Origin of the sequence: Alienimonas sp. DA493 (genome assembly GCF_043951915.1) — a bacterium.
Taxonomy (GTDB): Bacteria; Planctomycetota; Planctomycetia; order Planctomycetales; family Planctomycetaceae; genus Alienimonas.
In genome coordinates, this window is record NZ_JBINJD010000022.1 from 1 (window position 1) to 26,023 (window position 26,023).

The following is a 26,023-nucleotide window of genomic DNA, read 5'->3' on the forward strand; positions in this document are numbered from 1 at the left end:
CGGCGGACCCGCGGCCCGGGACCACGGAGAGATCCGCGGGACGGACGGGGCGGCGGGGGCGGCGAGCGGCGGGCACGGCGGGGCGGCGGGCGGGCGGAAGGAGAACGGCGGGCGGACGGACGGGGGTGGAACGGGTCATTTGCGGATCGCCCCCGGCGGGGAGAGCGGGTACACGTCCACCACCCCCCGCGGGAAGGCGCAGAACATCTCCCCCGTCACCGACGCCTCGTTGAAGAACGGCGTCTCCGAGGAGAGCGCGAACTGCAGGTATTTCCGCCCCGTCGTCGTGTCGTCCGGCGGCGCCACCGGCGCGTCCGCGGCGTCGCCTTCGCTGACCGTCAGCGCCCCCACCGACAACCACTTCAACACGGACATCTCCAGCAGCCGGGCGCCCCCCGAGACGTTCGGCGGGCTCTGCCCGGCCGTCGGGTCCCAGAACAGCACGTAGGACTCGATCCGGCCGCGGTCGTTCACCACCGGCTGGCAGCGCCACACCGACTCGTCCTCCGCCGACAGCGCCCGGTTGAAGAACACCGCCACCTCGGTCTCCAGCCGGTCGGTGCCGGTCCGCCGGCAGGTCAGCATCCAGCTGTACTTCCGGTCCGGCCGCTCCAGCCGCACGCGGAGGACGGCCGCGTCGTCCGTGTCGGTCAGCCCGGCGGCGGCGAGGAACTCGTTGTTCGGCAGGGCCACCTTGACCCGCGCGAAGTTCCCGTCTTCGGTGACGATGTCCATCGCCTTTTGCCCGTGGAGCCGAAGCAGCGGGATCGCCGCGCTGCCCCGGCCGTCCGGGCGGAACAGCACCGCCCGGGCGGTCGCCGTGCCGACGGCCGGCCGCTCCGTGGTCCCCTGGGCGAACAGGTCTTCCAGCGAGCCGACCTCCGCCAGCGGGTAGGCGACTTCCAGATAGGGTTGGTCGCCGTCCTCCCGGCGCGTCACGGTCGCCAGCGTGTCCACCTCGGTGCCGTAGTCCCCCGCCCGGCCGACGAGGTTGTAGGCGGTTTCGATCATCTGGTTGCGGACCGCGGCGCCGTCGGCGTCGCCGGGGTCCTCGGCGGCCGCCAGCGCCTCGTACGGGAAGGGCCAGCAGAACCGCTGCACCCGCCCGCCGATCGTCCCGCTGATGCGGGCGCCGAACTGATCGATCACGTTCGCCGTGGAGACCGCGTTCGGCGTGTCCACCGCCCCGAACAGGAACGGGGTCACCTGGTCGATGCTATTGCGGCTGAGCACCGCCGCCCCCAGCGGGTCGACGATGTATTTCCGTGGCGGGACCGGGTCGCCGGCCCAGTCGTTCACGGGCGTGCCGTCGGGCCGACCGGGGCCGAACGTCTCGATGCTGCCGTTCGCGTCCGGGTCCAGCAGCATCGCGTCGCGGGAGACGCCCGTGCTGATGCGGGCGACGATCGGGCTCACGTCGACTTCGCCGGCGCCAGTTCCGATCGCGACCCCGCCGATGTTCGCCGGCGGGGGGGCCAGCGAGGGGCTGTAGCTGAACGCGACGGTCTCCGCGGCGTTCTGCTTCAGGATCGTTCCCGCCGTCAGTTGCGTGGCCCGGGCCCCGCGGAGCACCGCCAGCGGGAACAGCGTGGCGACGCTCGTCACCCCGATGCCCATCACCAGCACGCTCATCAACACCTCCGTCAGCGTCACGCCGGACCGGTTCGCGCCGGACCGGTTCGCGCCGGACCGGCGGGCCGCGCCCGGACGCCGTCCCCGGACCGGGGCGAACCGGGCGGCGGACGAGCGGCGGCGGACGGGGCGGGCGAACATGGAGAGGGGGCGGCGGGCGAAGGAACGGGCGGGAGAGAAAACGGCGGCGGGGGACGGCATCACGGCGCCTCCGTGCCGGTCTCGGCGAAGTACAGCGGGTCGTCGGCGAGGCCGTCGGCGTTCCCGTCGAACGGGTCCACCGGCGCCACGGTGATGTTGCCGGTCTGCGTGTTCACGGAGACGACCAGCTCCTCCTCGGTTTTGCCGGGACCGGCGTAGACCTTCGTCGCCGGGTCGTAGGCGGCGGGAACGTCCGGGTTCGTGCCGACGTACCCCAGCGGCAGGAACGTCCCCGGCCGATATCCCGGCGGGTCCTCGCCGGCGTCGTATTGGTTCGAGCCCCGGTCCAGGTCCTCCAGACCGACCACCGGCAGGTGGATCGTCCCGGAGGCCGCTAACGGCCCGGTGACCAGCCCGCTGGGGTCGAACATCAGGTCCAGATGCCCTGCCGGCACGCCGTCGATCAGCCAAGAGTCGGGCAGTCCCCCGAGCGTCGCCGCGGAGTACAGGTCGATTGCCGTGCCCGCCGGCAGGGCCCGCGGTTGTTCCCCCGCCAACGGAACCGTCCGCAGTTGGAAGACCCAACCGAACTCCGCCGATTTCTCGTTGTACCGCGGCAAACCGCCGGTGAACTCCGGCTCCGTCATCAGATAGATCCGCTGGATGCCGGACAGCCGGGCGTCCTGCTCCAGCCCCTTGGAGGCGGACTCGATCACCGCCGCGTACCACCGCCCCCACGCGGCGAACTTCGGCAGCCGGATCTTGGCGTTAAAGTACTGCACCTGACCGTCGTTCTCGACGATCGGCTCGCCCAGCAGGCCGCTGCGGAAGAGCGACCACAGCGGCGTCGCCGCCCACGCGTCCCTCAAATCGTCGGCGTCGATGGCGCCCTGTTCCGCCGAGGAGACGAACCGGTCGTTGTTCACGTCGCCGAACGGCACCCTCGCCTCCGGGGCCGACAGGTCCGACAGATTCTTTGGCGGGAGCACCTGGGTCGGGTCGGCGGAGCCCCCCTCGCTCCCCGCCAGGTACAGCCGCAGGCCCACCGGGTACTCGCCGACGCCCGAGGCGGCGGGCGGATAGAACCCGGCGCTCTCCACGTACTGCATCGCCGTGCAGGCGAAGGGCGTGGGGTCGGTCGCCGGATCGCCGTCGAGGTCCGCCGTCAGGTTGTAATCCAGCAGGAACCGCACGCCGCGGGCGCGGGGGCCCTCGTCGGTGCGGTTCGTATAGATCGCCCGGTCGCGGGCGCCGCTGACGTAGCTTTGCACCTGCCGGGCCGACCCGCTGACGACGTCCCCGCTGCGGAACGCCTGCACCGCGGTGATCGTCACCGCGGCCAGGATCAGCACGATCGCGATGACGATCAGCAGTTCGATCAGCGTATACCCGGCCCGTCCCCGGCGGGGGCGGTTCGCGGCGGCGAAGGCTCGTGTGAACGCCTGCATCAGAAGCCCCCCTGGGCGTTGGTCAGATTGTCCAGCGCCGCGTTCGGCTCCGACGGCTGGGCGAGGTGCCCGAAGCGGTTGCGGTCTTGCGGCTCGTACAGCCCCAATTCCCCGTCCGCCCCCGCGGAGACGACCAGCGGGGTGAAGTAGGTGGTGGGCGTGTGAAAGTAGAATTCAAAGTTTTTGCCGGCCTCCGCGGAACTCCCCGCCTGCCGCCGGTAATTCAACGCGAACTCCCGCCCGATCTGGGCGAACCGGTCGTCCGGGTCGGACCGCATCCGGCTGCCGATAGTCGGCAGGAACGGGTCGTCGGGGTCGGCGTCGTCGTCGATCTCGTCGCCGTACGGCGAGAATTCGCGGGCGGGGAACTCCCGGCCCAGCAGGGCCGCGGCCGCCGCCATGCTCTCGGCGGATTCGGGGGCGGCGTCGTAGGCCGACAGCGGGAACCGGCCGTTGCCGTTGTCCGCCCGGGCCTCCGCGTCGCTGATCACCCCGTCCCCGTTCCCGTCCGGCGCCGGCCGCAGCAGGCGGGTCGGCCAGCGGTAGAACCGCAGGGGGTTGCCGAACCCGTCGACGATCTCGCGGAGGCCGTCGCCGTCGGTGTCGGCCAGTTCGCTTTCCTTGAAGGCGTCGGCGTCGGTGTCGGCCACGCCGAACGTCTCGCCGCGGCTCAGGAACAGGAACAGCGCCTCCGAACTGGCGGTCGGGTCCTCGGCGAAGTTCGCGGCGGCGAACGCCCCCTGGGCGGCGCCGCCGTTTGCGAGCCGCAACGCCACGTCGCGCTCCTCGGTCAGCGGGCGGGGGTCGTCCTCCGTCCCGAGCGCGCCGTCCGGACCGGCCTGGGCGGCGGCGTACTGCGGCATCCGCTTGAGCTGCTCCGACTTGATCGCCAACGCGGGAACCGCCCCGCGGCCCACGCCGGCGGCGTTCCCGCTGCCGCTTTCCAGGCTCCGCCGCAGCGCCGCGAACCGGCGGTCCAGCTTGCCGTCCACCTTGGCCAACGTCGCTCGGGTGGCGGACTCGCGGGCGCTGGTGACGAACGCCAACGTCGCCGTGACGGTCATCCCCAGCAGGACCGCGATCACCGCGACCACGATCAGCAGTTCGATCAGCGTGAACGCCCCGCGCATCCCCGCCGACAGGCGCAGCGGCCCCGGCGGGAGCGTGGATCGAGATGACGTGCGGCGGTGAAGCATGAAACGGCTGCGGGTGCGAGGGAACGGGGCGGAACGGCGCGGCGGCTACTCGTCGCCCAGCGTGCCCTCGGAAAAGTTCGTGACGTTGTCGTCCCCGCCGTCGACGACGTTCCCGGCGCCGTCCAGGGCCGGCTTATATCCGTCTTCAACGCCGTACGTGCCGCCGGCGCCGAACTTGCCGTCACGCCCCGGCGAGATGATTTGATAGCCGTTGGGGTTGATCGGGGGGTTGTCTTCCAGATTCTCGGGGGTTTCGTCCGGCGTACGGTAAACGCCTTTGAACAACGACGGGCTGCCGTTCGTGTTCTTGAAGACGCCGACGTTGTAGGCCACGTCCCGGGCTTGGTACCCGCGGCCCATGTCGCTGTTGGCGTAGATCAGCGGCGTGGTCTGCCCGTCGAAGGCGTCGAGGTAGGTGAAGTAAGCCAGCTCGTCGGCGGCGCCGAGTTCGCCCGGCCGCTTCAGGCGGTCCGGTTGGAACTCGTAGAACGGCGGCGTCCGACGCGGCCCGTCGAGCAGAACGAAGTCGCCGGGGATCGGCGAGGAGGTGTTTTTATATTTCACGTTGAACGGGTCGCGGGGGTTCTTGCTCCAGCCGGACAGTTCCTTCGTGGGTCCGCTGGCGGCCGTCCCGCTCGCCGGCAGTCCGCCCAGGAACAGCACCAGGCATTCCGCCCCCCGCAGCACGCCCGGGTCGCCCGGCCCCCCGACGGCCGACGCGGAGACGCCGCCCCCGGGGAAGTTCATCGCGTTCAAGCTGTCCACCATCGCGCCCTCGTCGACCGTGATGCCGAACAGGCTGCGCAACAGCGGCATCGTCGCCGGGTCGACGAACGAGCCGGTCCCGGTCCGCCGCAGGTTGATGTAGCTGGGCGGCATCCGGCCGTACTCGCTGTGGAACTGCGACAGGGCCGCCTCCATCCCGCTCATCTCCGTGCGGACCGCGGCCGTCTTCGCCGTCCCGATCGCGCTGCGGAGGGCCGGCGTCAGCAGGGCCAGCAGCAGGGCGATGACCCCGATGACGACCAGCAGTTCGACGAGCGTGAACCCCGCTCGGGCGGGCGCCCGGACGGCAGACCGTCGCCGGAACGCGGGAACCGAGGCGGCGGACAGGGGCGAACGCGAAATCACGGGAGGCTCCGGGGAGAGATGCCGAACGGCACGGGAAAGAGGCTGCAAACGCGGCGCCGACGCCCGACAGGACCGCCTAAACCGTTGCGATGCCGGGAGTTGTACAGAACGCACGACCGCCGACGGGGTGCCGCATTTCGCAACACCCCGGCCCGGCGGGCGTGGCAGAATCGGACGGGACGGCGGGGAGAGCGTCACTGACCAAGAGACAAGAGGCCAAGACCGAGCGGGCGGAACGCGGCGCCGAACCCAGGCTTTGGTTCTTGTCTCTTGGACCTTGGTCATTCCGTCAGGAGAGGTCGTTGAGCAGGTCGATCAGCGGCATGAACAGGGCGATGACGATAAAGCCCACGACCAGGCCGAGCACGACGACCATGATCGGCTCCAGCAGCTTGATCAGGCCGTCGACCAGCACCTTGACCTCTTCGTCGTACACGTCGGCGACCTTGTACATCATCGTGTCCAGGGCGCCGGTCTCCTCGCCGACGTCCACCATATTGACGACGATGTCGTCCACGATGCGGGCCTCCTTCAACGGCACGGCCATCGATTCGCCCTCGCGGATCGCGGCGTAGATGTTGTCGAAGGCCCGGGCGAACACCGCGTTGCCGGCGGTGTCGCGGGCGATGATGATCGCCTCCAGGATTGGCACGCCGGAGGCGATCAGCGTGCCCAGCGTCCGGCAGATCCGGGCCACCGTGGCCTTCTCCACGATCTTCCCGAGCACCGGGATGTGCAGCAGAATCCAGTCGGTGACGTATTTGCCCGTGCGGTTCTTGCGGATGATCTTGAGGATCAGCCAGATCGCGAACGGGACCGCCGGGAACAGGTAGAAATACTTGACGACGAAGGAGCTGGTGTTGATCAGCACCTCCGTGATCGCCGGCAGCGGGGTGCCGAAGTCCTCGAAGATCTTTTTAAACTTCGGGATGATGTAGTACATGATGAACCCGACGATCGCGACCGCCACCGTGACGACCGCGACGGGGTAGATCATCGCCCCCTGAACCCGCTTCTTCAGGCTCTGGGAGCGTTCTTTGAAGTCCGCGAGCCGCTGGAGGATGATCTCCAGGGCGCCGCCGGCCTCGCCGGCCTTGACCATGTTGACGTACAGCCCGTCGAACGCCTTGGGCTGCTTGGCCATCGCCTCCGAGAGCGTCATGCCGCCCTCGATGTCCTCGATGACGCCCAGCAGGGAGTTCTTCAGCACCCCCGGCTTGCTCTGGCCTTCGAGGATGCGGAGGGACCGCAGGATCGGCAGGCCGGCGTCCTGCAGCGTGGAGAGCTGCCGGGTGAAGGTGGTCAGCTGCTTGGGGCTGACCCGCCCGATGGTGAAGCCGCCGCCCTTCTTTTTGGCGCGGGCGCTTTTGGAGGATTTCGCCTTCTCGCCGTCCTTGCCGCCGGACTTCTTTTTCTTCTTGGCCTTCGATTCCCGGATGTCGGTGACGAAGAAGCCCTTCTCGCGGACCTTCGCCTCGGCGTCCTTCTTGGTGGGCGCGTCGATCGACTCCTTGATCTCCAACCCGGTGTTGTCCATCGCCTCGTAGACGAAGGTGGGCATAGCGGTCTCCGGGCGGCGTGAGTGCGGCGGGGTACGGGCGGCCCTGTCGGGATCGTACCGGTCGGGGGAACCGGAGCGGGAGGAAGGTCCGGGTGCGTCCGGCGGAGCCGCGGGTTATGTGTGAAGGAACGGGAAGGAACGCCCGGCGGGCCGGGCGACGGGAAAACGAAGCCTAGGTCACGTCCTCGATCACGGTTTCGCGGACGACCTCGTCGATCGTGGTGATCCCCTCGAAGATCAGCTTCAGGCCGGCTTCCCGCAGGGTGGTCATCCCCTGGGAGCGGGCCAGGTTGCGGAGGTCGTCCACGTTGGCGTCCTCGGAGATCAGGTCGCGGACGTCGTCGGTGACGTCCATCAGCTCGTACAGCCCCACCCGGCCTTTATAGCCGCTGTTATGGCAGGTCGCGCAGCCCTTGCCGTAGTAGAAGTCGTACTGCCGGGCCGTCTCGACCGGCAGCTGGAGTTCCATCAGCAGTTCGTCGGAGGGCTCGAAGGCGGTGCGGCAGTCAGTGCAGATGCGGCGGACCAGCCGCTGGGCCAGGATCGCCTCGACGCAGGCGGTGATAAGGAACTTGGGCACGCCCATGTCCAACATCCGCGTGATGGAGGAGGGCGCGTCGTTGGTGTGCAGCGTGCTGAACACGAGGTGCCCGGTCAGGGCGGACTGCACGGCGATCTCGGCGGTCTCGTAGTCGCGGATCTCGCCGACGAGGATCAGGTCCGGGTCGTGCCGCAGGATCGCCCGCAGGCAGGCGGCGAAGGTGACGTCGATGTCCGAGTTAATCGGGCACTGAATGAGGCCGTCGATGTCGTACTCGATCGGGTCCTCGGTGGTGATGATCTTCTCGGTGATCTCGTTGAGTTCGTTCAGCGTCGAATACAACGTGGTCGTCTTGCCCGACCCCGTCGGCCCCGTCACCAGGATGATGCCGTTGGGCCGCTTGATCATCTTGCGGAACCGGTCCAGCGTGCCGGCGTCCATCCCGATCTTGTTGAGGTCGAGGCTGACCACCGTGCGGTCCAGCACCCGCATGACGCAGGCCTCGCCGAACATCGTGGGCAGGATGCTGACCCGCAGGTCGACCGGGTTGCCGCCGACGTTCAGTTCGATCCGGCCGTCCTGGGGCAGGCGGCGCTCGGCGATGTCCAGGTCCGCCATGATTTTAATGCGGCTGATCACGGCGTTCGCCATGTGCCGCGGCGGGGGGATCATCTCGTAGAGGACGCCGTCCGCTTTGACGCGGATCTTAAATTCGTCCTCGAACGGCTCGAAGTGAATGTCGCTGGCCTGGTCCTTGATCGCGTTGAGCAGCACGATGTTGACCAACTTGCGGATCGGCGCCGCGTCGGCCATCTCCTCCGGGTCGGACAGGTCGAAGGCGTCGCGGACGCTGCCCTGCTCGATCTCGAGCTCCCCGATGACGTCCTCGATGCTGTCGGGGCGTTCGGCGTAGTTCCGCTCGATCGCGGCGGCGACGTCCTCCGGGCTGCTGACGGCCCCGCGGACCTCGTGCCCGAGGAAATTCTTGAGGTCGTCCAGCGCCTCCACGTTCTGCGGATCGGCCATCGCGACCGTCAGCACGTCCCCCTTCAGGCTGACGGGGCAGATCTTATAGATCTCGCACATCGTCTGCGGGACGCTTTCCAGCACCTTCGCCGGGATCTGGGTGTTCTCCAGATCGACGACCGGCATCCCCCACTGCTCGGCCAGCGCCTCGGTGACCTGGGCCTGCGTGACCAGCCCGCTGCGGATCGCGACCTGCCCGAACACCTCCCCGGGGCTCTGCTTTTGTTCCTCCAACAGGTCCCAGACCTGGTCCTCGGACAGGTAACCGAGATCCTGCAGGATCTGTCCGATTTTGCGGCGGGCGGCCATGGGGAAGTTTGGAGTACGAAGTCAGAAGGAGAAAGTGCGAGGGGCGGCGGGCGGTTCGAGTCGGCGGTCGGTTCCGACCTCTGACTTCAAACCTCTGCCTTAGCGATCATTCAAAATCGTCGTCCTCCTCGAAGTCCTCGTCGTCCTCTTCCTCGTCGTCGTAGAGGCCGCGCTTCGCTTTTTCGATGCGGACCTTCAATTCGCCGGGGTTGTTGGCCTTATAGAGGACGTCCTCCTCCTCCACGATGTTGTTCTTCCACAGGCTGAACAGGTGGTCGTCCAACAGCTGCATCCCGTATTTGCGGCCGGTCTGGATGGCCGAGTTAATCCGGAACGTCTTGTTCTCGCGGATGAGGTTCGCGATGGCCGGGGTGACGACCAGCAGCTCGTAGGCGGCGACCATCCCGGACGGCTTGCGCGGCAGCAGGGCCTGCGAGAGGATCCCGAGGATGCCGACGCTCAGCTGCGTGCGGATCTGCTCCTGCTGGTTGGTGGGGAACACGTCGATGATCCGGTCGACGGTGCCCTGGGCGCCGGTGGTGTGCAGGGTGCCGAACACCACGTGCCCGGTTTCGGCGGCGGTGATGGCCGACGAGATCGTTTCTAGGTCGCGCATCTCGCCGACGAGGATGATGTCCGGGTCCTGCCGCAGGGCCCGGCGGAGGGCCTCGGGGAAGTCCGGGACGTCGACGCCGATCTCCCGCTGGTTGACGGTGCTCTTTTTATGCTCGTGGTAGTACTCGATCGGGTCTTCGAGCGTGATCATGTGGTGGGCGTGCGTCTCGTTGATCCAGTTCATCATGCTGGCCAACGAGGTGGTCTTGCCGGAGCCCGTCGGCCCGGTGACCAGAAACAGCCCGCGGGGGCGGGTGATGAGGTCCTTCACGACCGGCGGCAGACCGATCTGCTCCATCGTGAGGAACTCGTTCGGAATCCGCCGGAGCACCATCGCGATGGTGCCCTTCTGCTTGAACACGCTGACCCGGAAGCGGGCCTTGTCGCCATAGGCGAAGCCGAAGTCCGTCCCGCCGACCTCCTGGAGCTCCTGCTGGTTCCGCTCCGGGGTGATGGACTTCATCAACGACGTGGTGTCGTCGGCGTCCAGCGTTTTGGTTTCCAGCCGCCGCATCCGCCCGCCGGCCCGGATCACGGGCGGCTGACCGACGGTGATGTGCAGGTCGGAGACCTTTTCCTTCACCACCGTTTCCAGCAGCTTGTCGATCTGCACGGTGGCCATCGGGCGGGACTCTCGGGGAACGGGTTTCGAGGAACGGACGGGGAGGACGGGGCGAAGTGTGCCGGGCCGAGGCGACGCAGTTCAAGCGGCCGCGTCACGCCGAGGCCCCGCGGGCCCGGCGTGACGGGCGCTCAGTCCTGGGACCGCATCAGCTTCTGGACTTCGGTGAGGGTGGTGACGCCGGCCATGGCTTTTTCGCGGGCGTCGTCGACCAGCGTCCGCATGCCGAACAGCCGGGCCTGCCGGCGGATCGCCTGGGCGGGCTCGCCCTTGAAGGTCATCTCGCGGATGGCGCTGTTCATGCCCATTAATTCGAACACGGCCCGCCGCCCGCGGTAGCCGGTGTGGGAGCACTTGTTGCACCCCCGACCCTTGAAGAAGGTGGCCTCCTCGGCCTCCTCCTCGGTGATGTCGAAGTACTCCAGCTCGCTGGCGTCCGGCGAGTAGGGCTGCTTGCAGCTTTCGCAGACCACGCGGACCAGCCGCTGGGCCATCACCGCGAGGATGCTGCTGGCCACCAGGAAGGGCTGCACGCCCATGTCCGTCAGCCGGGTGATGGAGCTGGGGGCGTCGTTCGTGTGCAGGGTGCTCAGCACGAAGTGGCCCGTCAGCGAGGCCTGAATGGCCATCTCCGCGGTCTCCTTATCGCGGATTTCGCCCACCAGAATGACGTTCGGGGCCTGCCGCAGCATCGCCCGGATGATCCGCTGGAAGTCGAGCCCGATGTTGTGCTTGACCTCCACCTGGTTAATGCCCGGCAGATAATATTCGACCGGGTCCTCCGCGGTGATGATCTTGCGGTCCGGGCGGTTCAGTTCGCCCAGGGCGGAGTACAGCGTGGTCGTCTTGCCGGAGCCGGTGGGGCCGGTGACCAGGAAGATGCCGTTGGGGCGGCGGATCAGGTTCTGGAAGGTCTTGTAGTTGTCCTCGCCGAAGCCGAGGTTCTTCAGACCGATCTTGATGTTGTCGCGGTCCAGAATCCGCATGACGCAGGCCTGCCCGTGGTTGGTGGGCAGGATGGAGACGCGAAGGTCCAGCTCCTTGCCGCCGGCCCGCGTTTTGATGCGGCCGTCCTGCGGGCGGCGTTTTTCGGAGATGTCCATCGACGCCATGATTTTGATACGGCTGGTCATGGCGGCCAGCATGCGGCGGGGGGCGCTGTCGCGCTCCACCAGCGACCCGTCGATCCGGTAGCGGATGCGGACGCGGTCCTCGAACGGCTCGATGTGAATGTCCGAGGCCCGCATCTTGACGGCCTCGGAGATGATCAGGTTCACCAGGCGGATGATCGGGGCGGAATCGTCCTCGTCGCCGTCGTCCTTGGCGGTGAGGGTCGCCTGGGTGACGTCGATCTGGGTCTCGGTGATCTCCGTCAGCATCGTGTGCATCGTGTCCGCCCCGCCGCCGCCCTCGCCGGAGCCGCCGTAGTGGCGATCGATCGCGGCGACGACGTCGCTTTTCGCCGCCGGGGCGATGTCGATGGACCGCGGCGTGAGCAGGAACTCCAGCTTCTGGAGCGCCCCCATGTCCGAGGGGTCTGCGAACGCGATCGTGACCGTGCGCTCGGTGGCGGCGATCGGCAGCACCGTGTTCTCACGGGCCACGGAGACCGGCACCAGCGCGATCACCTCGTCCGGCACCGTCAGGTTCGCCAAGTCCAGCGCCTGCCCGCCGCCGGACGCCTGAGCCAGTTCGGACTCGTCCAGGTAGCCCAGCGCGACCAGCATCTGGGCCGGGCTGGTCTTCTTCTTTTTCGCCAGGTCCTGCGCCTCGTGGAGCTGCTCCCGGCTGATCGTGCCGTCGGCGACAAACTTTTCGAGGATGTCGGCGGCCATGCGGGGGGCGGCGACCGGCGGGGGCCGGCGTCTTGCGAGGGAACGAAACTGAGGGGGAACGCAGGCGAAGCGCGGGGGAAGGCGCCGGATCGGCGGCGTGCCGGACGGGCACGACGGATCATCCGACCGGTCGCTCGGGGTGTCAACACGCCGCCGATCGCCGCCGCCGGAGCGGCCCGCCCCCCGGACGGGTCGCTCGGGCGACGCCGAAAGCCCCGACCGCGAGGTTCGCCCCGGCGGCGCGACTCGCCCCGGCGGGACGGCGCCGGCGCGAACCCCGGGCGCGTCGGCCGTGTCCGGGGAGCGGAGAGGCGCTGACCGGAGGACGCCGGACACTTTCCCGCGGACGGCCGCGGGGGTATGGTATCCTCCCGCCCGACGCCGCTCCGCCGGCGCGGGCCGGCCCGTTCCCGCGGGCCCACGGGGCTGTAGCTCAGTTGGGAGAGCGCTGCGTTCGCAATGCAGAGGTCGTGAGTTCGAATCTCATCAGCTCCACTTATCGTTCAGGCCGGGATTTGCCTGCCTGAGACCGTCAAACGCCCCGCCGGTCCCGCCGGCGGGGCGTTTTGCGTGCGCCGACGGGAAACGCGGCCGGAGCGCCCCGCGCGACCGGGGCGCATCGCGGGGCGGCAGCGGTCGTGACGGGGCCGCGGGGGCGCCGCCGGGCGGAGAACCGGCGCCGTCGCGCCCACCTGCCCGACTTGAGCCGATCCGGCGTCGGAGGGGGAAAGAGCCGGCGGTCGGCGGGCGGGGCCGGCCGAAGCAGGTCATTGCCCGCGCGACTTCCCCACCGGTAGGCTGGACGTCCGCCCCCGCCCCCGACGGATCACCTCAACTCATGCCCGCTCGCATGCCCTCTCCCGTCCGTCGTTCGTCCGCAATCCCGGGGGCCGCCGTCGCCCCGGCCGGGATGAAGCGGCGGTCCGTGCTGCAGGCGGGGCTCGCCGCCCTGCTGGCCGCGCCGCTGTCCGCCGTCGCCGCCGAAGGCGACGGCGAGTCCGCCCCGGAGCGGGACCTGTCCAAAATGAAGAAGGTCCCCGCGAAGACGCTCAAGCTCGACGCCTCCGCCGGCTACGTCGACCTGTTCGACGGTCAGGAGACCGGCGAGATCTCCGTGCGGGTGATCGCGAAGGATGAAACCGGCGGCAACATCCTGATCGCCAACCACACCGACAAGCCGCTGACGATCCAGATCCCCGACGGGCTGGTCGGCGTGCACGTCCAGAACCAAATCGGCGGCTTCGGCGGCGGCGGCATGGGCGGGATGGGCATGGGCGGCGGCATGGGCGGCATGGGCGGCGGCATGGGCGGCATGGGCGGCGGCCAGATGATGGGCGGCGGCATGGGCGGCATGGGCGGCGGCATGGGGGGGATGGGCGGCATGGGCGGCATGGGCGGCGGCGGTTTGGGCGGCGGCGGCTTCGGCGGCGGCGCCTTCTCCATCCCCCCGCAGACCGTCGCCCGGGCGCCGTACACCTCCGTCTGCCTGGAGTACGGCAAGCCCGAACCCCACCCCCGCTCCCACTACGAACTCCGCCGGATCGAGGACGTGATCGAGGACGAGGTCCTGCGGGAGCTCATCATCCTCGTGGGCACCGGCCGGCTGCCTCAGGAGGCTGCCCAGGCCGCCGCCTGGCACCTCTCCGACAACATGAGCTGGGTGCAGCTCGCCTCCCTGAAACGCGGCGTCGCCGGGCCGAGCCCGGACGTCCCGCTGTTCAACGCCCGGACGCTCTACGGCGCCCAGCGGATCGTCGCCGAGGCCGTCCGTCGCGCCGACGTCCGCCGCGAAGGCCGCACCGCCGCCGCGAGGTAACGTCCCCGGAACGTCACGTTCTCAAATGCAATAACGCCGAGGCCCCGCGGGGTCTCGGCGTTATTGCGTTTCGTCGGGTCCCCCAACCGGGGACCGCTCAGGGGATCAGCATCTCCAGGCCCAGCGACAGGCCGTTGAAGGTCACGTTGTCGAACGACCGGTCCGTGCCCAGGTTCGCCCGGGCCAGGCCGGTGCCGAGGCCGGCGCCTTCGTACACCGTCGAGGAGTTCGGCTGGGCGACGTTCGCCAGATACAGCAGGTCGTAGCCGACGCTGAACCGGAACCGCTCGCCCAGCGGGATGCGGACGTACGCGGCCAGGTCGAACACCGGGCTGATCTGCGTGTGGTAGTCCGTCAGCCGCAGGGCGCTCTCCGCGGGGGAGAACAGGCCCACGCTGCGGGTCCGCACCTGGGCCTGGTTCAGGCCGAGGGTGAGGGCCGGCCGCACGCCGATCGTGCACCACTCGTGGCGGTACTCCGCCTCCACGCCCAGTTCCGTGCCGAACAGGTTGTTGTGGACGGTGGTGGACAGCTCGCTGGAGGTGACGACGCCGCCCTCGGTGTTCACCCCTCGCTGGTACAGGTTCTGGTTGAGCATGACGTACCGCACGCCGACCAGCGGCCGCAGGCCGAAGCCCTGCGCCGGGGCGAGGTGGTCGAAGTACATCCGGGCGCCGGTCCCCCACAGCTCCGTCTCGTATTCGAGTTCGAAGTCGGTGTTGAACGTGGCGATGGCGTCGGCGTAGTAGTCGTCGGCGTTCGCCAGCCCGATGCCGACCGAATCGGACACCGACAACGGCAGGACCGGATCGATTACGAACGTCTCCTGCGAGAAGGCGAAGCCGTAGAACTCCGCCCGGCCCACGTCCTCGACCGGCCGGCTCAGCGTCAGGCGGGCGCCCGCGAAGTCGTCGACGTCGTTGTTGTCCAGCACCGGGGTGACGAACGTCTCAAGATCGTCGTCCAACCCCACGCGGCTGAAGTCCCCGCCGTAGCGGGATTCGTCCGCGACCGGCACCCCGAAGGGAAAGAACCGGTTGGAGTTGTTGATCCTTGGAGCGAACCGGTTGTTCAGGTCGTTGAACTCGTCGTAGTCCGCGGTGACGCCCGCGATCGGGGCGCCGACGGGGCCCTCTTCCTCGCCCGTCATGTTGTAGTGCAGGTATTCCAGTCGGACGAAGCTGCCGCGGGGCGGCTGGTAGCGGGCGATCGTCGTCCAAAGGGCGCCGGGGCCTTCCGGCAGACCGCCCCGCACGCGGTAGTCCGTGCCGGCGGCGCCGAACGGGGCGCCGCCGTACGGGGCGCCGCCCACGCCGGCGACCTGGCCGGGCGGGCAGTACGGCGCCGGCGGGGCGTACTGGGCGGGGGCGACGGCGGGGTCGTACAGCCCGCCGGGCGCCGGCCGGCCGCCGGGGCCGACGGACGGCTCGCCCAGCGGCCCGAACTGGGCGGGGGGCGTGACGTAGCCGGCCGGCAGCACGCCGGAGCCGCCCGCCGCGGCGTCGTCGCCGATCGGCTCAACCCACGCGGGGCCGGCGCCGAAAGCGGGATCGGAGGCGAGGTTCACGACGCCGTCGTCGGCCGTCGCGGCGGGGGCCAGCGCGGCCAGGGCGGCCGGCGCCGTCGCGGCGGCGACCGCGGCGCCCCAGCGACGGGCGGCCGGAACGCGACGATCGGCGGGCATCGGGCAGGCGGCGGGAACGCGGGGTGCGGACGGGGCGCAGTCCCCATACCGGGACGGCCGCTCGACAGGGATCGTTCGGCGGGGCATCGTCTCGGGGTCCTGCGTCCGAACTGGGGGAGGCGGTCGGCGACCGTGCCGACGCGCCGACCGGGCGCCCTCCCGCACCGCACGGCGGGGGAGAGCGGGCTCGCCCGGCGGACGGGCGGTCCACGGGGCGCCGCCCCGGGGGCTCCGGGGGCGTCGGTCGTGATTGCGATATCGGTTCGCTCAGTTCGGCGGCTGGTGCGAAACCCGCCGGACGTGCGGAATCTGCGGCTCGCAGCGCTTCGCCCCCGAACCGTTCGCGACGCGCCGCGTCGTCCGACCGACGGTCCCGCCCCCGCGAAACCGCCAGCGAGACGCCGCCCCGGAGCGTGCGCAACGCTTCGCTCCGCATTCAGTAAGATTCCCGGATGCCCGTTGACTCGTCGCCTGCCCGCCCGTCGCCCACCGACCCGCTGCCGCTGGCCCGCGCGTTGATCGCGGCGGCCTCCGTCAGCCGGGATTCCAACGCCGCCGCCGCCGCCGTCTGCGAGACCGCCCTCGCCGCCGCCGGCTTCGAGGTGGAACGCACCGTCTACCGCGACGGCCGCGGGGTGGAAAAGGTGAACCTGCTCGCCCGCCTCGGCCCGGACCCCGCCGCCGGGGGGAGCACGGAGCGGCCCGGCTTCGTCTGGCTCGGCCATACCGACGTGGTGCCCGCCAACGAATGGACCGGCCCGGGCCCCGATGCGGGCTCCGGCGGGGTGCCCGGTTCCCCCTTCGAACCGGTCGTCACGGAGGACCGCCTGTACGGCCGCGGGGCCTGCGACATGAAGGGCCCGGTCGCCTGCGCGATCGCCGCTGGCGCCCGGCTGGCCGCCCAGGCCCGCCGCCCGGGCGCCGCCCCGCTGACGGCCCCGCTGTGGATCGGGCTGACCGCCGACGAGGAGATCGGCTTCGAGGGGGCGAAGGAACTGGTCGCCCGCAGCGCCGCCTACCCCGCCCTGCGGGCCGCCGACCCGCCGGGGCTCATCGGGGAGCCCACCTCCCTCACGGCGGTGCACGCCCACAAGGGCTCCCACCTGCTGACGGCGGTCGCCCGCGGCGTCGCCGCCCACAGCAGCACGGCCGAGGGGGTGAACGCCGACCTCAAGCTGATCCCGTTCCTCGCGGACCTGCTCCCCCTCATCCGCCGCACCGAAACCGACCCCGCCCTGCAAAACGACGCCTTCGACCCGCCGGGGCTGAGCTGGAACCTGACGCTCTCGGACCACGAGACCGTTCTCAACATCACCCCGGAGGAGGCCCGGGCGACGCTGTACTCCCGCCCCGTGCCCGGCGTGGACGACGGCCCGCTGGTGGCGGAGTTCCACGCCCTGGCCCGCAAGCACGGGCTGGAGTCGATCGACGACCGCCACGCCGGCCCGTTCTATTCCGACCCGCACGCCCCCTTCCCCACGGCGGTGCGGGAGCTGCTCGGGCAGGCGGAGCCGCGGACCGTCTGCTACGGCACCGACGGCGGCGTGTTCGCCGGTCCGGCGGGCGGGCTGACGAATCTGCTGGTGCTCGGCCCCGGCTCGATCGCCCAGGCCCACACCGCCGCGGAGTTCATCCCCCTGGACCAACTCCACCGCGGCTGCGACCTGTACGAAACCCTGTTCCGCACGCACTGCCTGAACTGAGGCGGAGACCGAAACGAGGCTCATCCCCCCTCGCCCCCTGTTGGGGAAGAGGAGAACCCCATATGCGGACCGCCGCGGCCCGCGTGACGGCCTCCGGCCGCGGCCGTACACTCCGGTTGTGTCCGCCCCCGATCTCTCCGTCACTCTCGGCCGGTTGCGGCTGGCGAACCCGATTCTGGTCGCCAGCGGCACCTTCGGGTACGCCCGGGAGTTCGCCCCGCTGGTGGATCTGTCCACGCTGGGCGGCGTCGTCCCCAAGACCGTGACTCCGCTCCCGCGGATCGGTAACCCGCCGCCGCGCACCGTCGAAACTCCGGCCGGGATGCTCAACAGCATCGGCCTGGACAACGACGGCGTGGAGCACTTCTGTTCCCATCACCTCCCCTACCTGTCCGGGCTGGGGACCGCGGTGATCGCCAACGTCGCCGGCAAAAGCCCCGACGAGTTCGCCGCCATGGCCGCCCAGGTAGAGGCCGCCGGCGGGGCGAACGCGATCGAACTGAACGTCTCCTGCCCGAACGTCAGCGGCGGGGTCGACTACGGTCGCACCCCCGAGGGCGCCGCCGCGGTGGTCGGCGCGGTGCGGAAGGCCTGCGAGCTGCCGATCCTGGCGAAGCTGACTCCCAACGTGACCGACGTGCCCAGCGTCGCCCGGGCCGCCGCCGACGCCGGGGCGGACGCGGTCACCCTGGTGAACACCTTCACCGGCCTGGCTGTGAACTGGCGGACCCGCCGTCCCGTACTGGGCAACGGCATCGGCGGCCTGAGCGGCCCGGCGATCAAACCGCTGGCGCTGCGGGTCGTCTATCAGGTGGCGCAGGCGGTCGACGTGCCGATCGTCGGCTGCGGGGGGATTCGGACCGTCGACGACGTGCTGGAGTTCCTCGTCTGCGGAGCCAGCGCCGTGCAGGTCGGCACGGCGAACTTCGCCGATCCCACCGTGTCCGGCCGCCTGGTGACGGACCTGACCGCCGCGATGCAGGAGCAGGGGATCGCCTCCATGAGCGAACTGGTCGGCACGCTCGGCCCGCCGAAAACGCAGCAGGCCGCCGGCACGCCGGCGACCCCGACGAAGGGTTAGAACACACGATGCGCGTCCTCTCCGGCATTCAGCCCACTGGCCGGTTCCATTGGGGGAACTACTTCGGGGCGATCCGCCAATACATCGCCCTGCAAACGGCCGCCGAAGAGCCCAACGGCCGGGCGTTTTATTTCCTCGCGGATCTGCACGCCCTGACGACGATCCGCGGGGAGCCGGAGACGCTCCGCCAGCACACCCGCGACGCCGCCCTGGACCTGCTCGCGCTGGGGCTCGACCCCGACCGGGCCACGCTGTTTCGGCAGAGCGACGTGCCGGAGGTGACGGAGTTGTTCTGGGCGTTGCTGACCGTCACCCAGATGCACCTGCTCGACAAGGGCCACAGTTATAAAGAGAAGAAGGCCCGCGGCCTGCCGGCCGACGCGGGGCTCTATACGTACCCCATCCTGCAGGCGGCGGACATTCTGCTGTACGACAGCGACACGGTGCCCGTCGGCGCCGACCAGGTGCAGCACATCGAGATCACCCGCGACCTCGCGGAGCGGTTCAACCACATCTATTCCGCGGACGTGCTCGTCCCCCCGAAGGCCTACGTACTGGACGATTCCGCCAAGGTGATCGGCCTGGACGGGGAGAAGATGAGCAAGTCCTACGGCAATACGATCGAGATTTTCGAGTCGCCCAAGAAACTCAAAAAGAAGTGCAATTCGATCGTCACCGACAGCCTGTCGGTCGAGGACAAGAAGGAGCCGGAGGGGGACAACGTGTTCACGCTCTATAAACTGTTCGCCACGCCGGAGCAGCGGGAGGAATTGGCCGCGAAGTACCGGGCCGGGGGGATGGGCTACGGCGAGGCGAAGAAGGCGCTGATCGAGGCCGCGACCGCGTACTTCGCCCCGGCCGTGGAGCGCCGGGCCGCCTGGGAGGCCCGCCCGGACGACGTGGAGGACGTGCTGCGTTCCGGGGCTGAGAAGGCCCGCGAAGTGGGCGGCGAGGTACTGGACCGCGTCCGCACCGCCTGCGGGTTGGCGGCGCGACGATGATCGTCGGCCTCGGGACGGATATTATTGAATGCGACCGGATCGCCGCCCTGATCGAGCGGCACGGGGAGTCTTTTACGCACCGGGTCTTCACCCCGGCGGAGCGGGCGTACTGCGACAAACATAAAAACAGCGCCCAGAACTACGCCGGGCGCTGGGCGGCCAAGGAGGCGGCGATGAAGGCCCTCGGCACCGGGTTCGTGCCGCCGGTCGGCTGGCACGACTTCGAAATCCTCCCCCAACGCAGCGGCGCCCCGACCATGACCCTCACCGGCGGCGCCGCGGAGGTGCTGACCAGCCGCGGCGGCTCCGTCGAGGGGGTGATGGTGACCATCTCCCACTGCCGGGCCTACGCGACGGCGACGGTGATCCTCTTAGGCTGACCTCGGTCAGTCGTCCGTATCGTCCCCGTCGCCCTTGAGGTACTTCTTGAACCAGGCGTGGTCCCAAGCCATTTTGGCGGCGCGGTGGGACTTCTTCATCAGGCCGTGCGGCTCGCCGGGGTAGACGATCAGTTCGGCGGGCACGTCGAGGTAATTATAAAGCGCCCGGAACAGCGTGCGGGAGTGCTCCGGGGGGACGCGGGCGTCCTCGGCGCCGACGTGGATCAGCGTGGGGGTCTGCGTTTTGTTGAGCGTGTACAGCGGGCTGCTTTCCACGTACTCCGACGGGTTTTCCCAGGGCAGCTTGCCGGCCATGTAATTGATGACGTGGCCGGGGGTGTCCTCCGTGCCCCACTGGATCACCTGGTCGACCACGCCGGCGCCGCTGCTGGCGGCGGCGAAGCCGTATTCCTGCTCCTCCAGACCGGCGGTGAAGGTGCGGGAGAGCAGGGCGTTGGTGAGGAAGCCGCCGTTGCTCCACCCCATCACGGCGACCTTTTCCGGGTCGATCAGGCCGTCTTTGGCGAGGGCCTCCACGCCGGCGAGGATGTCCTGCACCTCGATGTCGTTTTCCCGGCCGATCAGGTCGACCATGAACTTTTCCCCGTAGCCGGTGCTGCCGCGGTAGTTGGGGGCGAGCATCGCGTAGCCCTGCGCCGCCATCAGCGCCCGGCCGTAAATCCGGAAGCGCCGCATGAAGGGCTCGGCGGCGGTCGGGCCGCCGTGAATCACGACGACCAGCGGCAGCGGACCGTCACCGCGGTCGTAGCCGGGGGGGAGTTCGAGGATCCCCTCCACCGGGGCGCCGTCCGGGGCGGTCCAGCCGTACAGCTGCACTTCGGGGAAGGCCCAGTCGGCGGTGTGGGGGTTCACGTCGGTGAGTTTCGTATATTTCTCACCCTCCACGCGCCAGAGGTCGCCCAGTTCGGTCGGCGTGCCGGCGGAGACGATCGCGGGGCGGTCCTCGTGCAGGGCGAAGTCGAAGACGACCACGTCGCCGGGGGTGACGACCCGCGGCTTGGGGAAGCTGAGTTTCCGCGGGTCGTAGAAGACGCGGTAGACCCGGGCCCGGCCGTGGTCCTCGCCGACGAAGGCGACGTCCTCGGTCCCCTCGACGAACTCCGCCGCGTCGAAGCCGATCGTGACCGGGTCCTCCGCCTCGAGCGTTTGCAGCCCCCACCCGCTTTCGCCTTTGAACGCGACGTAGAGCAGCACCGGGTAACCGTCGAAGGCCACGGAGAACACGACTTTGCCGCCGGCCGACACGTCCGGCCCGTCGATCCAGCCGTACGGGCTCGGGTGGTCGTCCCGCCAGCCGTCCTTGGTGATCGTTGTCACTTCTTTTGAAGAGACGTCCAGCACGTCGACCCGGCTCTGGCCCTCGTGGGTGATGAGCAGGCGGTCCGGGTCGGTGACCATCGCCACCGTCTTGCCGTCCGGGCTGACGGCGAAGGTGCGGATGTAGCGGTCCGGGGCGATCAGTTCCTCGCTCCGCCAGGTGTTCAAATCCAGCCGGTGCAGCGTGCTGTATTTGACCTTGCCGTGGCCGTAGTCGAGGTCTTTATATTTGGACCGCAGGCCGGCGAGGTCGTCCTCCACTTCCTCCCGGGGGACGGTGTAGAAGATCGCGGAGCCGTCCCGCGTGACCTCCGCGGCCTCCACGCCGCCCTTGATGCGGGTGACGGCGGCGAGGTTCCGGCCGTCGACGTCGATCTTCCAGACCTGCGTCTTCCCGTCGGTCGGCGGTTCGTCGCCGCCTTTGCGGGCGGAGAGGAAATAAATCGTCTTGCCGTCTGGGGCCCACATCGGATGGCGGTCGCCGGCGCCGTCGAAGGTCAGCCGCGTGCCGTTGGTGGCCGGGTCGTCGTCGTTGGGCGCGAGCCAGAGGTCGGTGTTCATGTCGTCGGAGTCCTCCGACCAGCCCGTCACCGTGTAGGCGATCTGCGTGCCGTCCGGCGAGGGCGCCACGGCGCCGACGGCCCGGAGGGTGAAGTAATCCTCCGGCTCCAGTTGGTGCGACTTCTCCTGAGCCGCCAGCGGGGCGACGCCCGGTCCGACGGCCGACAGGGCGAGGGCCAGCAGGGCGAGAACGGGGCGGGGCATCCGGGAACTCCGTCGGGGGAAGGGGTCCGTCGTTGTTCGGATTCCCCCGCGAAACCGCAAGCGAGCGGGGCGGACGCGGGGGAGGCGGGAGGAGGGATGGGGGAGGAGACGACGCCGGACGCAGGTTTTCCCTCCTCCCTCATTCCCCCGAAGCCTCACGCCTCGAACCGTTCCAACACGGCCTCGGCGGCGTCGGCCTGGGCGAGGACGACGGCGACGTCGCCGGGCCTCAATGCGTCCTCGGCGCCGGGGACCCGCACGAATTCCTCGCGGTCGATCGCGGCGACCAGCGCCCCGCGAAACCCGGCGTCCTTCAGCGGCACGCCGATCAGTTCGCAGCCCTCGCGGACCTCCACCTCGTAGACGGCGGCCTGTTTGCCGGCGACGTCGAAGCGGGCCAGCACGGCGCCGGTCTGCACCATTCCGTCCACCTGCCGGGCCATCACGCTGCGGGGGGAGACGGCCACGTCGATGCCCAGTTTGCCCAGCACGTTGGCGTAGTCCGGGCGGCGGACGACGGACATGATCCGGCTGGCGCCCAGCTCCCGGGCCTCCACGCCGCAGACGATGTTGTCCTCGTCCCGGCCGGTGGCGGCGACGAACACGCCGGCCCGGTCCACGCGGGCCTCTTCCATCTCGCTGCGGCGGGTGACGTCGCCGTGCAGGATCGTCACGCCGTCCAGCTTGGTGGCCAACTCCTCGCAGCGCTCCAGGTTGCCCTCCATCAGCACGACGCTGAACCGGCCCTTGGCCAGCACCCGGGCGAGGTTGAAGCCGATCTCCCCGCCCCCGCCGATCACCACCAGCAGCTTCGGCGGGGCGGCTTTGCGGAACCGGCGGGCGGCGTCCTCCAGCGAGTCGCCGGTGCCGATGAGGGTCACCGTGTCGCCGGCGTGGGCGGCGTCCTCGCCGTTCGGGATGCGGGCGACGCCGTCGGTCACGAACACGCCGGCCAGCACCCCGGGGCCGAACTTCAAGTCCTTCAGCGGCACGCCGCAGGCGGGGGCGTCGGTCTCGACGAGCACCTCCTGCACTTCCACCCCGCCGCGGACGAGGTTTTCGAGCACGAACATCCCGCGCATCCGCACGCTGCGGGCCAGCTCCAGGGCGGTGAGGCGCTCCAGGGACAGCAGCCGGTCGATGCCGAAGTGCCGGCGGTAGTCGAACGTGCTGCTGTCCAGATAGGACGGGTTGAACACCCGGGCGACGCTGCGGCGGGCGCCCATGCTTTTGGACAGGCTGGCGCCGACGAGGTTGATCTCGTCCTTGCTGGTGACCGCCAGCACCAGATCCGCGCTCTGCACGCCGGCCTGGAACAGCGTGACGGCGTCGCAGGCGCTGCCTTTCACGGTCTGCACGTCCAGCTGTTCGCCGGCGATCTCCAGCACCTCCGGGTCCGGGTCGACCAGACAGACGTTGTGCCGGTTGCCCAGCACCTTGCAGATGCTGGTCCCCACGGTCCCGCCCCCGAGGATGACGACGTTCAAAGCGGGCGCGGGAGTTGGGGACGGGGAGCGGAACGGCCGAATGGTAACGAACCTCCCCCGCGCGCCGAATCCGGAGCCTCGGCTCCGGATTCGGCGGAAGGTCCGAGATGGATCGGCCGATTGGTGAACCGGTGTCCCGGTTTGGACGTTCCCCGGGGGGCGACCGGCGGTACACTCCCGCCCGCCCGGCGCTTCCCGTTCTTCGTTTCGCCCGTCTCCCGATTCGCGCTTCGCCCCGTGCCGATGAAACCCCGCGTCTACTGTGCCGGCCCGCTGTTCAACGCCTGCGAAAAGCGGGAGATGACGCAGATCGCCGACCGCCTGGAGGCCTGCGGCTACCCGGTCTACCTGCCGCACCGGGACGGGATGGAGTTCAAGAACGTCCTGCCGCTGTTGGTCCCCCGCGGCTATGAGCCGGCCGAGGCGGCGGAGTTCCTGCACAAGAGCATCTTCGCCCTGGACGTGTACCAGTTGGCGGTCGCCTGCGACGCGATGGTCTGGAACCTGAACGGCCGCGTGCCGGACGAGGGCGCCGTCAGCGAGGCGGCGATCGCCTGGACGCTGGGCAAGCCGCTGGTGGCCTACTCCGACGACGCCCGCTGCCTGATCGAGGGCCGCTTCAACCCGCTGCTGGTCGGGCTGGTGGACTTCGAACACACGGACGATCTGGACGAGCTGCCCCTGCTCCTCGCCGAGGCGATCGACGAGATCGCCGCCGACGACCACACCCCCGCCGCCCTCGAGGACATGCCCCGCCGCTTCCGCCAAACGGTGCGCGACGGCGAGGTGATGTGGAACCTGCTCTCCGACCGCGGCGCCGCGGAGAACAACCTGCTCATCGCCGACACCGTGGAGGAGCTGTTCGCCCCGAAGCGGGAACCGGCGCTGGTCTGAACGGGCGGCGCCCCGTTCCTCCCCTCGCCCCCTTTTGGGGGAGAGGGGTCGGAGCCGTCCACCCTCGCTTGCGCTTCGGGCTCACTCAGAACCCTGAGCGGAGACGTGCGAACCGTTCGCCCCCCTCACCCCCAGCCCCTCTCCCTCAAGGGAGAGGGGAGAAGAGTGGAGCGAACCTCTCCTCCACGGCCGCAGTCCTCGTCCCCCCTCGCCCCCTTTTGGGGGAGAGGGGTCGGGGGTGAGGGGGCAGCGACTCCCGCCAACCGTTTACCGTCCGCCTCGCTCTCCCGTCGGTGGGCCACCGCAGAGAGCGAAAGCGGGCGAACCGTTCGCCCACCCTCACCCCCGGCCCCTCTCCCTCAAGGGAGAGGGGGGAACCATTCCGCAATGCCCACGTCCCTCCCCGACCTGCCCGAACTCGCCCCGCCCGGCGGCGGGGGGTTGGTGCGGTTGCCCGGCAGCGGGGACGTGCCGTTTACGCCGCGGGTGCGGGCGCTGATCGACACCCCGGCGCTGCAACGGTTGCGGCACGTCTCGCAGTTGGGGGTCGCCTCGCGGGTGTATCCCGGGGCGACGCACACGCGGTTCGAGCACACCCTCGGCGTGTACGGCAACGCGGTGCGGTGCCTGCGGAGCCTCGCACGGGTGGAGGCCTTCGCCGCCGCCGCGACGGCCCACGACGCCGAGGTCTTCCTGTGCGCCGCCCTGCTGCACGACGTCGGCCACTGGCCGTTCTGTCACCCGATGGAGGACCTCAAACTCCCCAACGTGCCGGACCATGAGCGCCGCGCCGCCGCCCGCTTCGCCCCCGGCACGCCCGCGGGGGAAGTGTTGGAACGCGATTGGCAAGTGGACCCGGCGGAGGTGGCGGCCTTTCTGACCGGCGACGGCGCCGAGGACCGGCCGGCCCGGGCGCTGCTGCGGGGGCTGCTCGACGGGCCGATCGACGTCGACAAAATGGATTATCTCGAACGGGACAGCCTGCACGCCGGCGTGCCCTACGGGCGGAACTTCGATAAAGAGCGGCTGATCGCCTCCCTGACCGTTCACCCGGACTTCGGCGCCGCCGGCGCCCCGGCGACCCGGAGCCCGACGAACCGGGGTTGCGCCCTGACGAACAAGGGCCGCACCGCCGCGGAACTGCTCGTCTTCGCCCGCTACGTGATGTTCGCGGAGGTCTATTGGCACCACACCGTCCGGGCCGCCACCGCGATGCTGCTGCGGGCGGTCTATAATCGCCGCGCCGAGTTCATCACGCCGGACCTGTTCGACGCGATCGACGGCGAGTTCGAGCAACGGCTGCTATCGGTCTGCGAGGGCACGGACGACGCCCGCCTCGCCGCGGGGCTGTTCCGGCCGGCGGCGGGGGAGGGCATCTATAAGCGGCTGGCGGAGTTCGGCCCGCACGAGGGGGCGGAGGTGTTCCGGCGGCTCTCCGGCCGCCCCTACGCCCAACTCGCCGCGGTCGCCGAAGCGTTAGCCGTCCTCTTAAAGAGGACGGCGAACGTCCCCGCCGACCTCGTCCCGACGGATATCTTGTTGGACGCCCCGCCGGCTCACCGGGAGGTGCAATTCCAGGTGGACGTGATCGGCGCCGACGGCGCCGCCCGCCCGCTGGCCGACGTCTCCCCCGTCACCCGCACCCTGGCCGCGGAGCAGTTCGACGACCACGTCAAACGCGTGCGGCTGTACTGCCACCCCCGCCTGCGGGACGTTCTGAAGCCGCTCGACTGGCGATCGAAGCTGAGCGAAGCGGCGGACGCCGCGCTGGGCTGACGCTCGGCGGTGGGCCGGGGCCGAATGCGGTACGCTCGGGC

The 26,023-nt window shown here is 69.9% G+C and carries 18 protein-coding genes and 1 tRNA gene; 8 read left to right on the plus strand and 11 right to left on the minus strand.

Going from position 1 to position 26,023, the window contains the following annotated elements:
• Nucleotides 1-135: 135 nt before the first annotated feature.
• The 8 genes from ACG2DA_RS05340 to ACG2DA_RS05375 all read right to left on the minus strand — a co-directional run bounded on the left by ACG2DA_RS05340 (nucleotide 136) and on the right by ACG2DA_RS05375 (nucleotide 12,057).
• Entirely contained in the window at nucleotides 136-1,653 is a 1,518-nt protein-coding gene (locus ACG2DA_RS05340; RefSeq protein ID WP_395254440.1) for a hypothetical protein, read from the minus strand.
• A gap of 179 nt (nucleotides 1,654-1,832) precedes the next feature.
• Nucleotides 1,833-3,221 carry a Tfp pilus assembly protein FimT/FimU gene (locus ACG2DA_RS05345; RefSeq protein WP_395254441.1) on the minus strand — a complete coding sequence of 463 codons (1,389 nt, stop codon included), beginning with the start codon at nucleotides 3,219-3,221 and terminating at the stop codon, nucleotides 1,833-1,835.
• Entirely contained in the window at nucleotides 3,221-4,417 is a 1,197-nt protein-coding gene (locus tag ACG2DA_RS05350) for a type IV pilin protein (RefSeq protein ID WP_395254442.1), read from the minus strand. The genes ACG2DA_RS05345 and ACG2DA_RS05350 overlap by 1 nt, the downstream gene beginning before the upstream one ends.
• 45 nt (nucleotides 4,418-4,462) lie before the next feature.
• Entirely contained in the window at nucleotides 4,463-5,548 is a 1,086-nt protein-coding gene (locus tag ACG2DA_RS05355) for a type II secretion system protein (RefSeq protein ID WP_395254443.1), read from the minus strand.
• 289 nt (nucleotides 5,549-5,837) lie between these two features.
• Nucleotides 5,838-7,109: a type II secretion system F family protein gene (locus ACG2DA_RS05360; RefSeq protein WP_395254444.1), complete on the minus strand. Its 1,272-nt coding sequence runs from the start codon at nucleotides 7,107-7,109 to the stop codon at nucleotides 5,838-5,840.
• Between the two features lie 172 nt (nucleotides 7,110-7,281).
• The gene (locus ACG2DA_RS05365) at nucleotides 7,282-8,985 is read right to left on the minus strand and encodes a GspE/PulE family protein (protein WP_395254445.1); all 1,704 of its coding nucleotides are present in this window, start codon (nucleotides 8,983-8,985) and stop codon (nucleotides 7,282-7,284) included.
• Between the two features lie 106 nt (nucleotides 8,986-9,091).
• Nucleotides 9,092-10,222 (minus strand): type IV pilus twitching motility protein PilT, encoded by a 1,131-nt coding sequence (locus ACG2DA_RS05370; RefSeq protein WP_395254446.1) that lies wholly within the window; start codon nucleotides 10,220-10,222, stop codon nucleotides 9,092-9,094.
• A 131-nt stretch (nucleotides 10,223-10,353) separates the two neighbouring features.
• Entirely contained in the window at nucleotides 10,354-12,057 is a 1,704-nt protein-coding gene (locus ACG2DA_RS05375) for a GspE/PulE family protein (protein ID WP_395254447.1), read from the minus strand.
• A 422-nt stretch (nucleotides 12,058-12,479) separates the two neighbouring features.
• On the opposite strand from ACG2DA_RS05375, the gene ACG2DA_RS05380 reads away from it, so the two are divergent.
• Nucleotides 12,480-12,552: transfer RNA gene (locus ACG2DA_RS05380), tRNA-Ala, on the plus strand.
• A gap of 355 nt (nucleotides 12,553-12,907) precedes the next feature.
• A complete protein-coding gene (locus ACG2DA_RS05385; RefSeq protein WP_395254448.1) occupies nucleotides 12,908-13,873 on the plus strand; it encodes a hypothetical protein in 966 nt (321 codons plus the stop codon).
• Nucleotides 13,874-13,970: 97 nt separating this feature from the next.
• Here ACG2DA_RS05385 and ACG2DA_RS05390 read toward each other — a convergent pair whose 3' ends face one another.
• Nucleotides 13,971-15,557 (minus strand): hypothetical protein, encoded by a 1,587-nt coding sequence (locus tag ACG2DA_RS05390; RefSeq protein ID WP_395254449.1) that lies wholly within the window; start codon nucleotides 15,555-15,557, stop codon nucleotides 13,971-13,973.
• A gap of 452 nt (nucleotides 15,558-16,009) precedes the next feature.
• Between ACG2DA_RS05390 and ACG2DA_RS05395 the strand changes: the two genes are divergently transcribed.
• The 4 genes from ACG2DA_RS05395 to acpS all read left to right on the plus strand — a co-directional run bounded on the left by ACG2DA_RS05395 (nucleotide 16,010) and on the right by acpS (nucleotide 19,722).
• Nucleotides 16,010-17,260, plus strand: a complete 1,251-nt coding sequence (locus tag ACG2DA_RS05395) for a M20/M25/M40 family metallo-hydrolase (protein WP_395254450.1) — start codon at nucleotides 16,010-16,012, stop codon at nucleotides 17,258-17,260.
• A 118-nt stretch (nucleotides 17,261-17,378) separates the two neighbouring features.
• Nucleotides 17,379-18,341 (plus strand): dihydroorotate dehydrogenase, encoded by a 963-nt coding sequence (locus tag ACG2DA_RS05400; RefSeq protein WP_395254451.1) that lies wholly within the window; start codon nucleotides 17,379-17,381, stop codon nucleotides 18,339-18,341.
• 8 nt (nucleotides 18,342-18,349) lie between these two features.
• Complete coding sequence (trpS, locus tag ACG2DA_RS05405; protein WP_395254452.1) at nucleotides 18,350-19,342, plus strand: tryptophan--tRNA ligase; 993 nt, start codon at nucleotides 18,350-18,352, stop codon at nucleotides 19,340-19,342.
• Nucleotides 19,339-19,722 carry a holo-ACP synthase gene (gene acpS, locus ACG2DA_RS05410; protein ID WP_395254453.1) on the plus strand — a complete coding sequence of 128 codons (384 nt, stop codon included), beginning with the start codon at nucleotides 19,339-19,341 and terminating at the stop codon, nucleotides 19,720-19,722. The genes trpS and acpS overlap by 4 nt, the downstream gene beginning before the upstream one ends.
• A gap of 6 nt (nucleotides 19,723-19,728) precedes the next feature.
• On the opposite strand, the gene ACG2DA_RS05415 is transcribed toward acpS, so the two are convergent.
• Both ACG2DA_RS05415 and trkA read right to left on the minus strand, forming a co-directional pair.
• Complete coding sequence (locus tag ACG2DA_RS05415) at nucleotides 19,729-21,825, minus strand: prolyl oligopeptidase family serine peptidase (protein ID WP_395254454.1); 2,097 nt, start codon at nucleotides 21,823-21,825, stop codon at nucleotides 19,729-19,731.
• Between the two features lie 155 nt (nucleotides 21,826-21,980).
• On the minus strand, nucleotides 21,981-23,312 hold the full coding sequence (gene trkA, locus ACG2DA_RS05420; RefSeq protein WP_395254455.1) for a Trk system potassium transporter TrkA: 1,332 nt from the start codon (nucleotides 23,310-23,312) through the stop codon (nucleotides 21,981-21,983).
• Nucleotides 23,313-23,555: 243 nt separating this feature from the next.
• Here trkA and ACG2DA_RS05425 point away from each other — a divergent pair, with 243 nt between their 5' ends.
• Both ACG2DA_RS05425 and ACG2DA_RS05430 read left to right on the plus strand, forming a co-directional pair.
• Nucleotides 23,556-24,206 (plus strand): nucleoside 2-deoxyribosyltransferase, encoded by a 651-nt coding sequence (locus ACG2DA_RS05425; protein WP_395254456.1) that lies wholly within the window; start codon nucleotides 23,556-23,558, stop codon nucleotides 24,204-24,206.
• Between the two features lie 387 nt (nucleotides 24,207-24,593).
• Nucleotides 24,594-25,982 carry an HD domain-containing protein gene (locus ACG2DA_RS05430; RefSeq protein WP_395254457.1) on the plus strand — a complete coding sequence of 463 codons (1,389 nt, stop codon included), beginning with the start codon at nucleotides 24,594-24,596 and terminating at the stop codon, nucleotides 25,980-25,982.
• Nucleotides 25,983-26,023: the final 41 nt, after the last annotated feature.

Coding starts and splice junctions, on each gene's coding strand:
- ACG2DA_RS05425 (WP_395254456.1), top strand. CDS start 23,556: ATGAAACCCCGCGTCTACTGTGCCGGCCCGCTGTTCAACGCCTGCGAA.
- ACG2DA_RS05385 (WP_395254448.1), top strand. CDS start 12,908: ATGCCCTCTCCCGTCCGTCGTTCGTCCGCAATCCCGGGGGCCGCCGTC.
- ACG2DA_RS05360 (WP_395254444.1), bottom strand. CDS start 7,109: ATGCCCACCTTCGTCTACGAGGCGATGGACAACACCGGGTTGGAGATC.
- trpS (WP_395254452.1), top strand. CDS start 18,350: ATGCGCGTCCTCTCCGGCATTCAGCCCACTGGCCGGTTCCATTGGGGG.
- acpS (WP_395254453.1), top strand. CDS start 19,339: ATGATCGTCGGCCTCGGGACGGATATTATTGAATGCGACCGGATCGCC.
- ACG2DA_RS05390 (WP_395254449.1), bottom strand. CDS start 15,557: ATGCCCGCCGATCGTCGCGTTCCGGCCGCCCGTCGCTGGGGCGCCGCG.
- ACG2DA_RS05375 (WP_395254447.1), bottom strand. CDS start 12,057: ATGGCCGCCGACATCCTCGAAAAGTTTGTCGCCGACGGCACGATCAGC.
- ACG2DA_RS05350 (WP_395254442.1), bottom strand. CDS start 4,417: ATGCTTCACCGCCGCACGTCATCTCGATCCACGCTCCCGCCGGGGCCG.
- ACG2DA_RS05415 (WP_395254454.1), bottom strand. CDS start 21,825: ATGCCCCGCCCCGTTCTCGCCCTGCTGGCCCTCGCCCTGTCGGCCGTC.
- ACG2DA_RS05430 (WP_395254457.1), top strand. CDS start 24,594: ATGCCCACGTCCCTCCCCGACCTGCCCGAACTCGCCCCGCCCGGCGGC.
- ACG2DA_RS05395 (WP_395254450.1), top strand. CDS start 16,010: ATGCCCGTTGACTCGTCGCCTGCCCGCCCGTCGCCCACCGACCCGCTG.
- ACG2DA_RS05370 (WP_395254446.1), bottom strand. CDS start 10,222: ATGGCCACCGTGCAGATCGACAAGCTGCTGGAAACGGTGGTGAAGGAA.
- ACG2DA_RS05365 (WP_395254445.1), bottom strand. CDS start 8,985: ATGGCCGCCCGCCGCAAAATCGGACAGATCCTGCAGGATCTCGGTTAC.
- ACG2DA_RS05345 (WP_395254441.1), bottom strand. CDS start 3,221: ATGCAGGCGTTCACACGAGCCTTCGCCGCCGCGAACCGCCCCCGCCGG.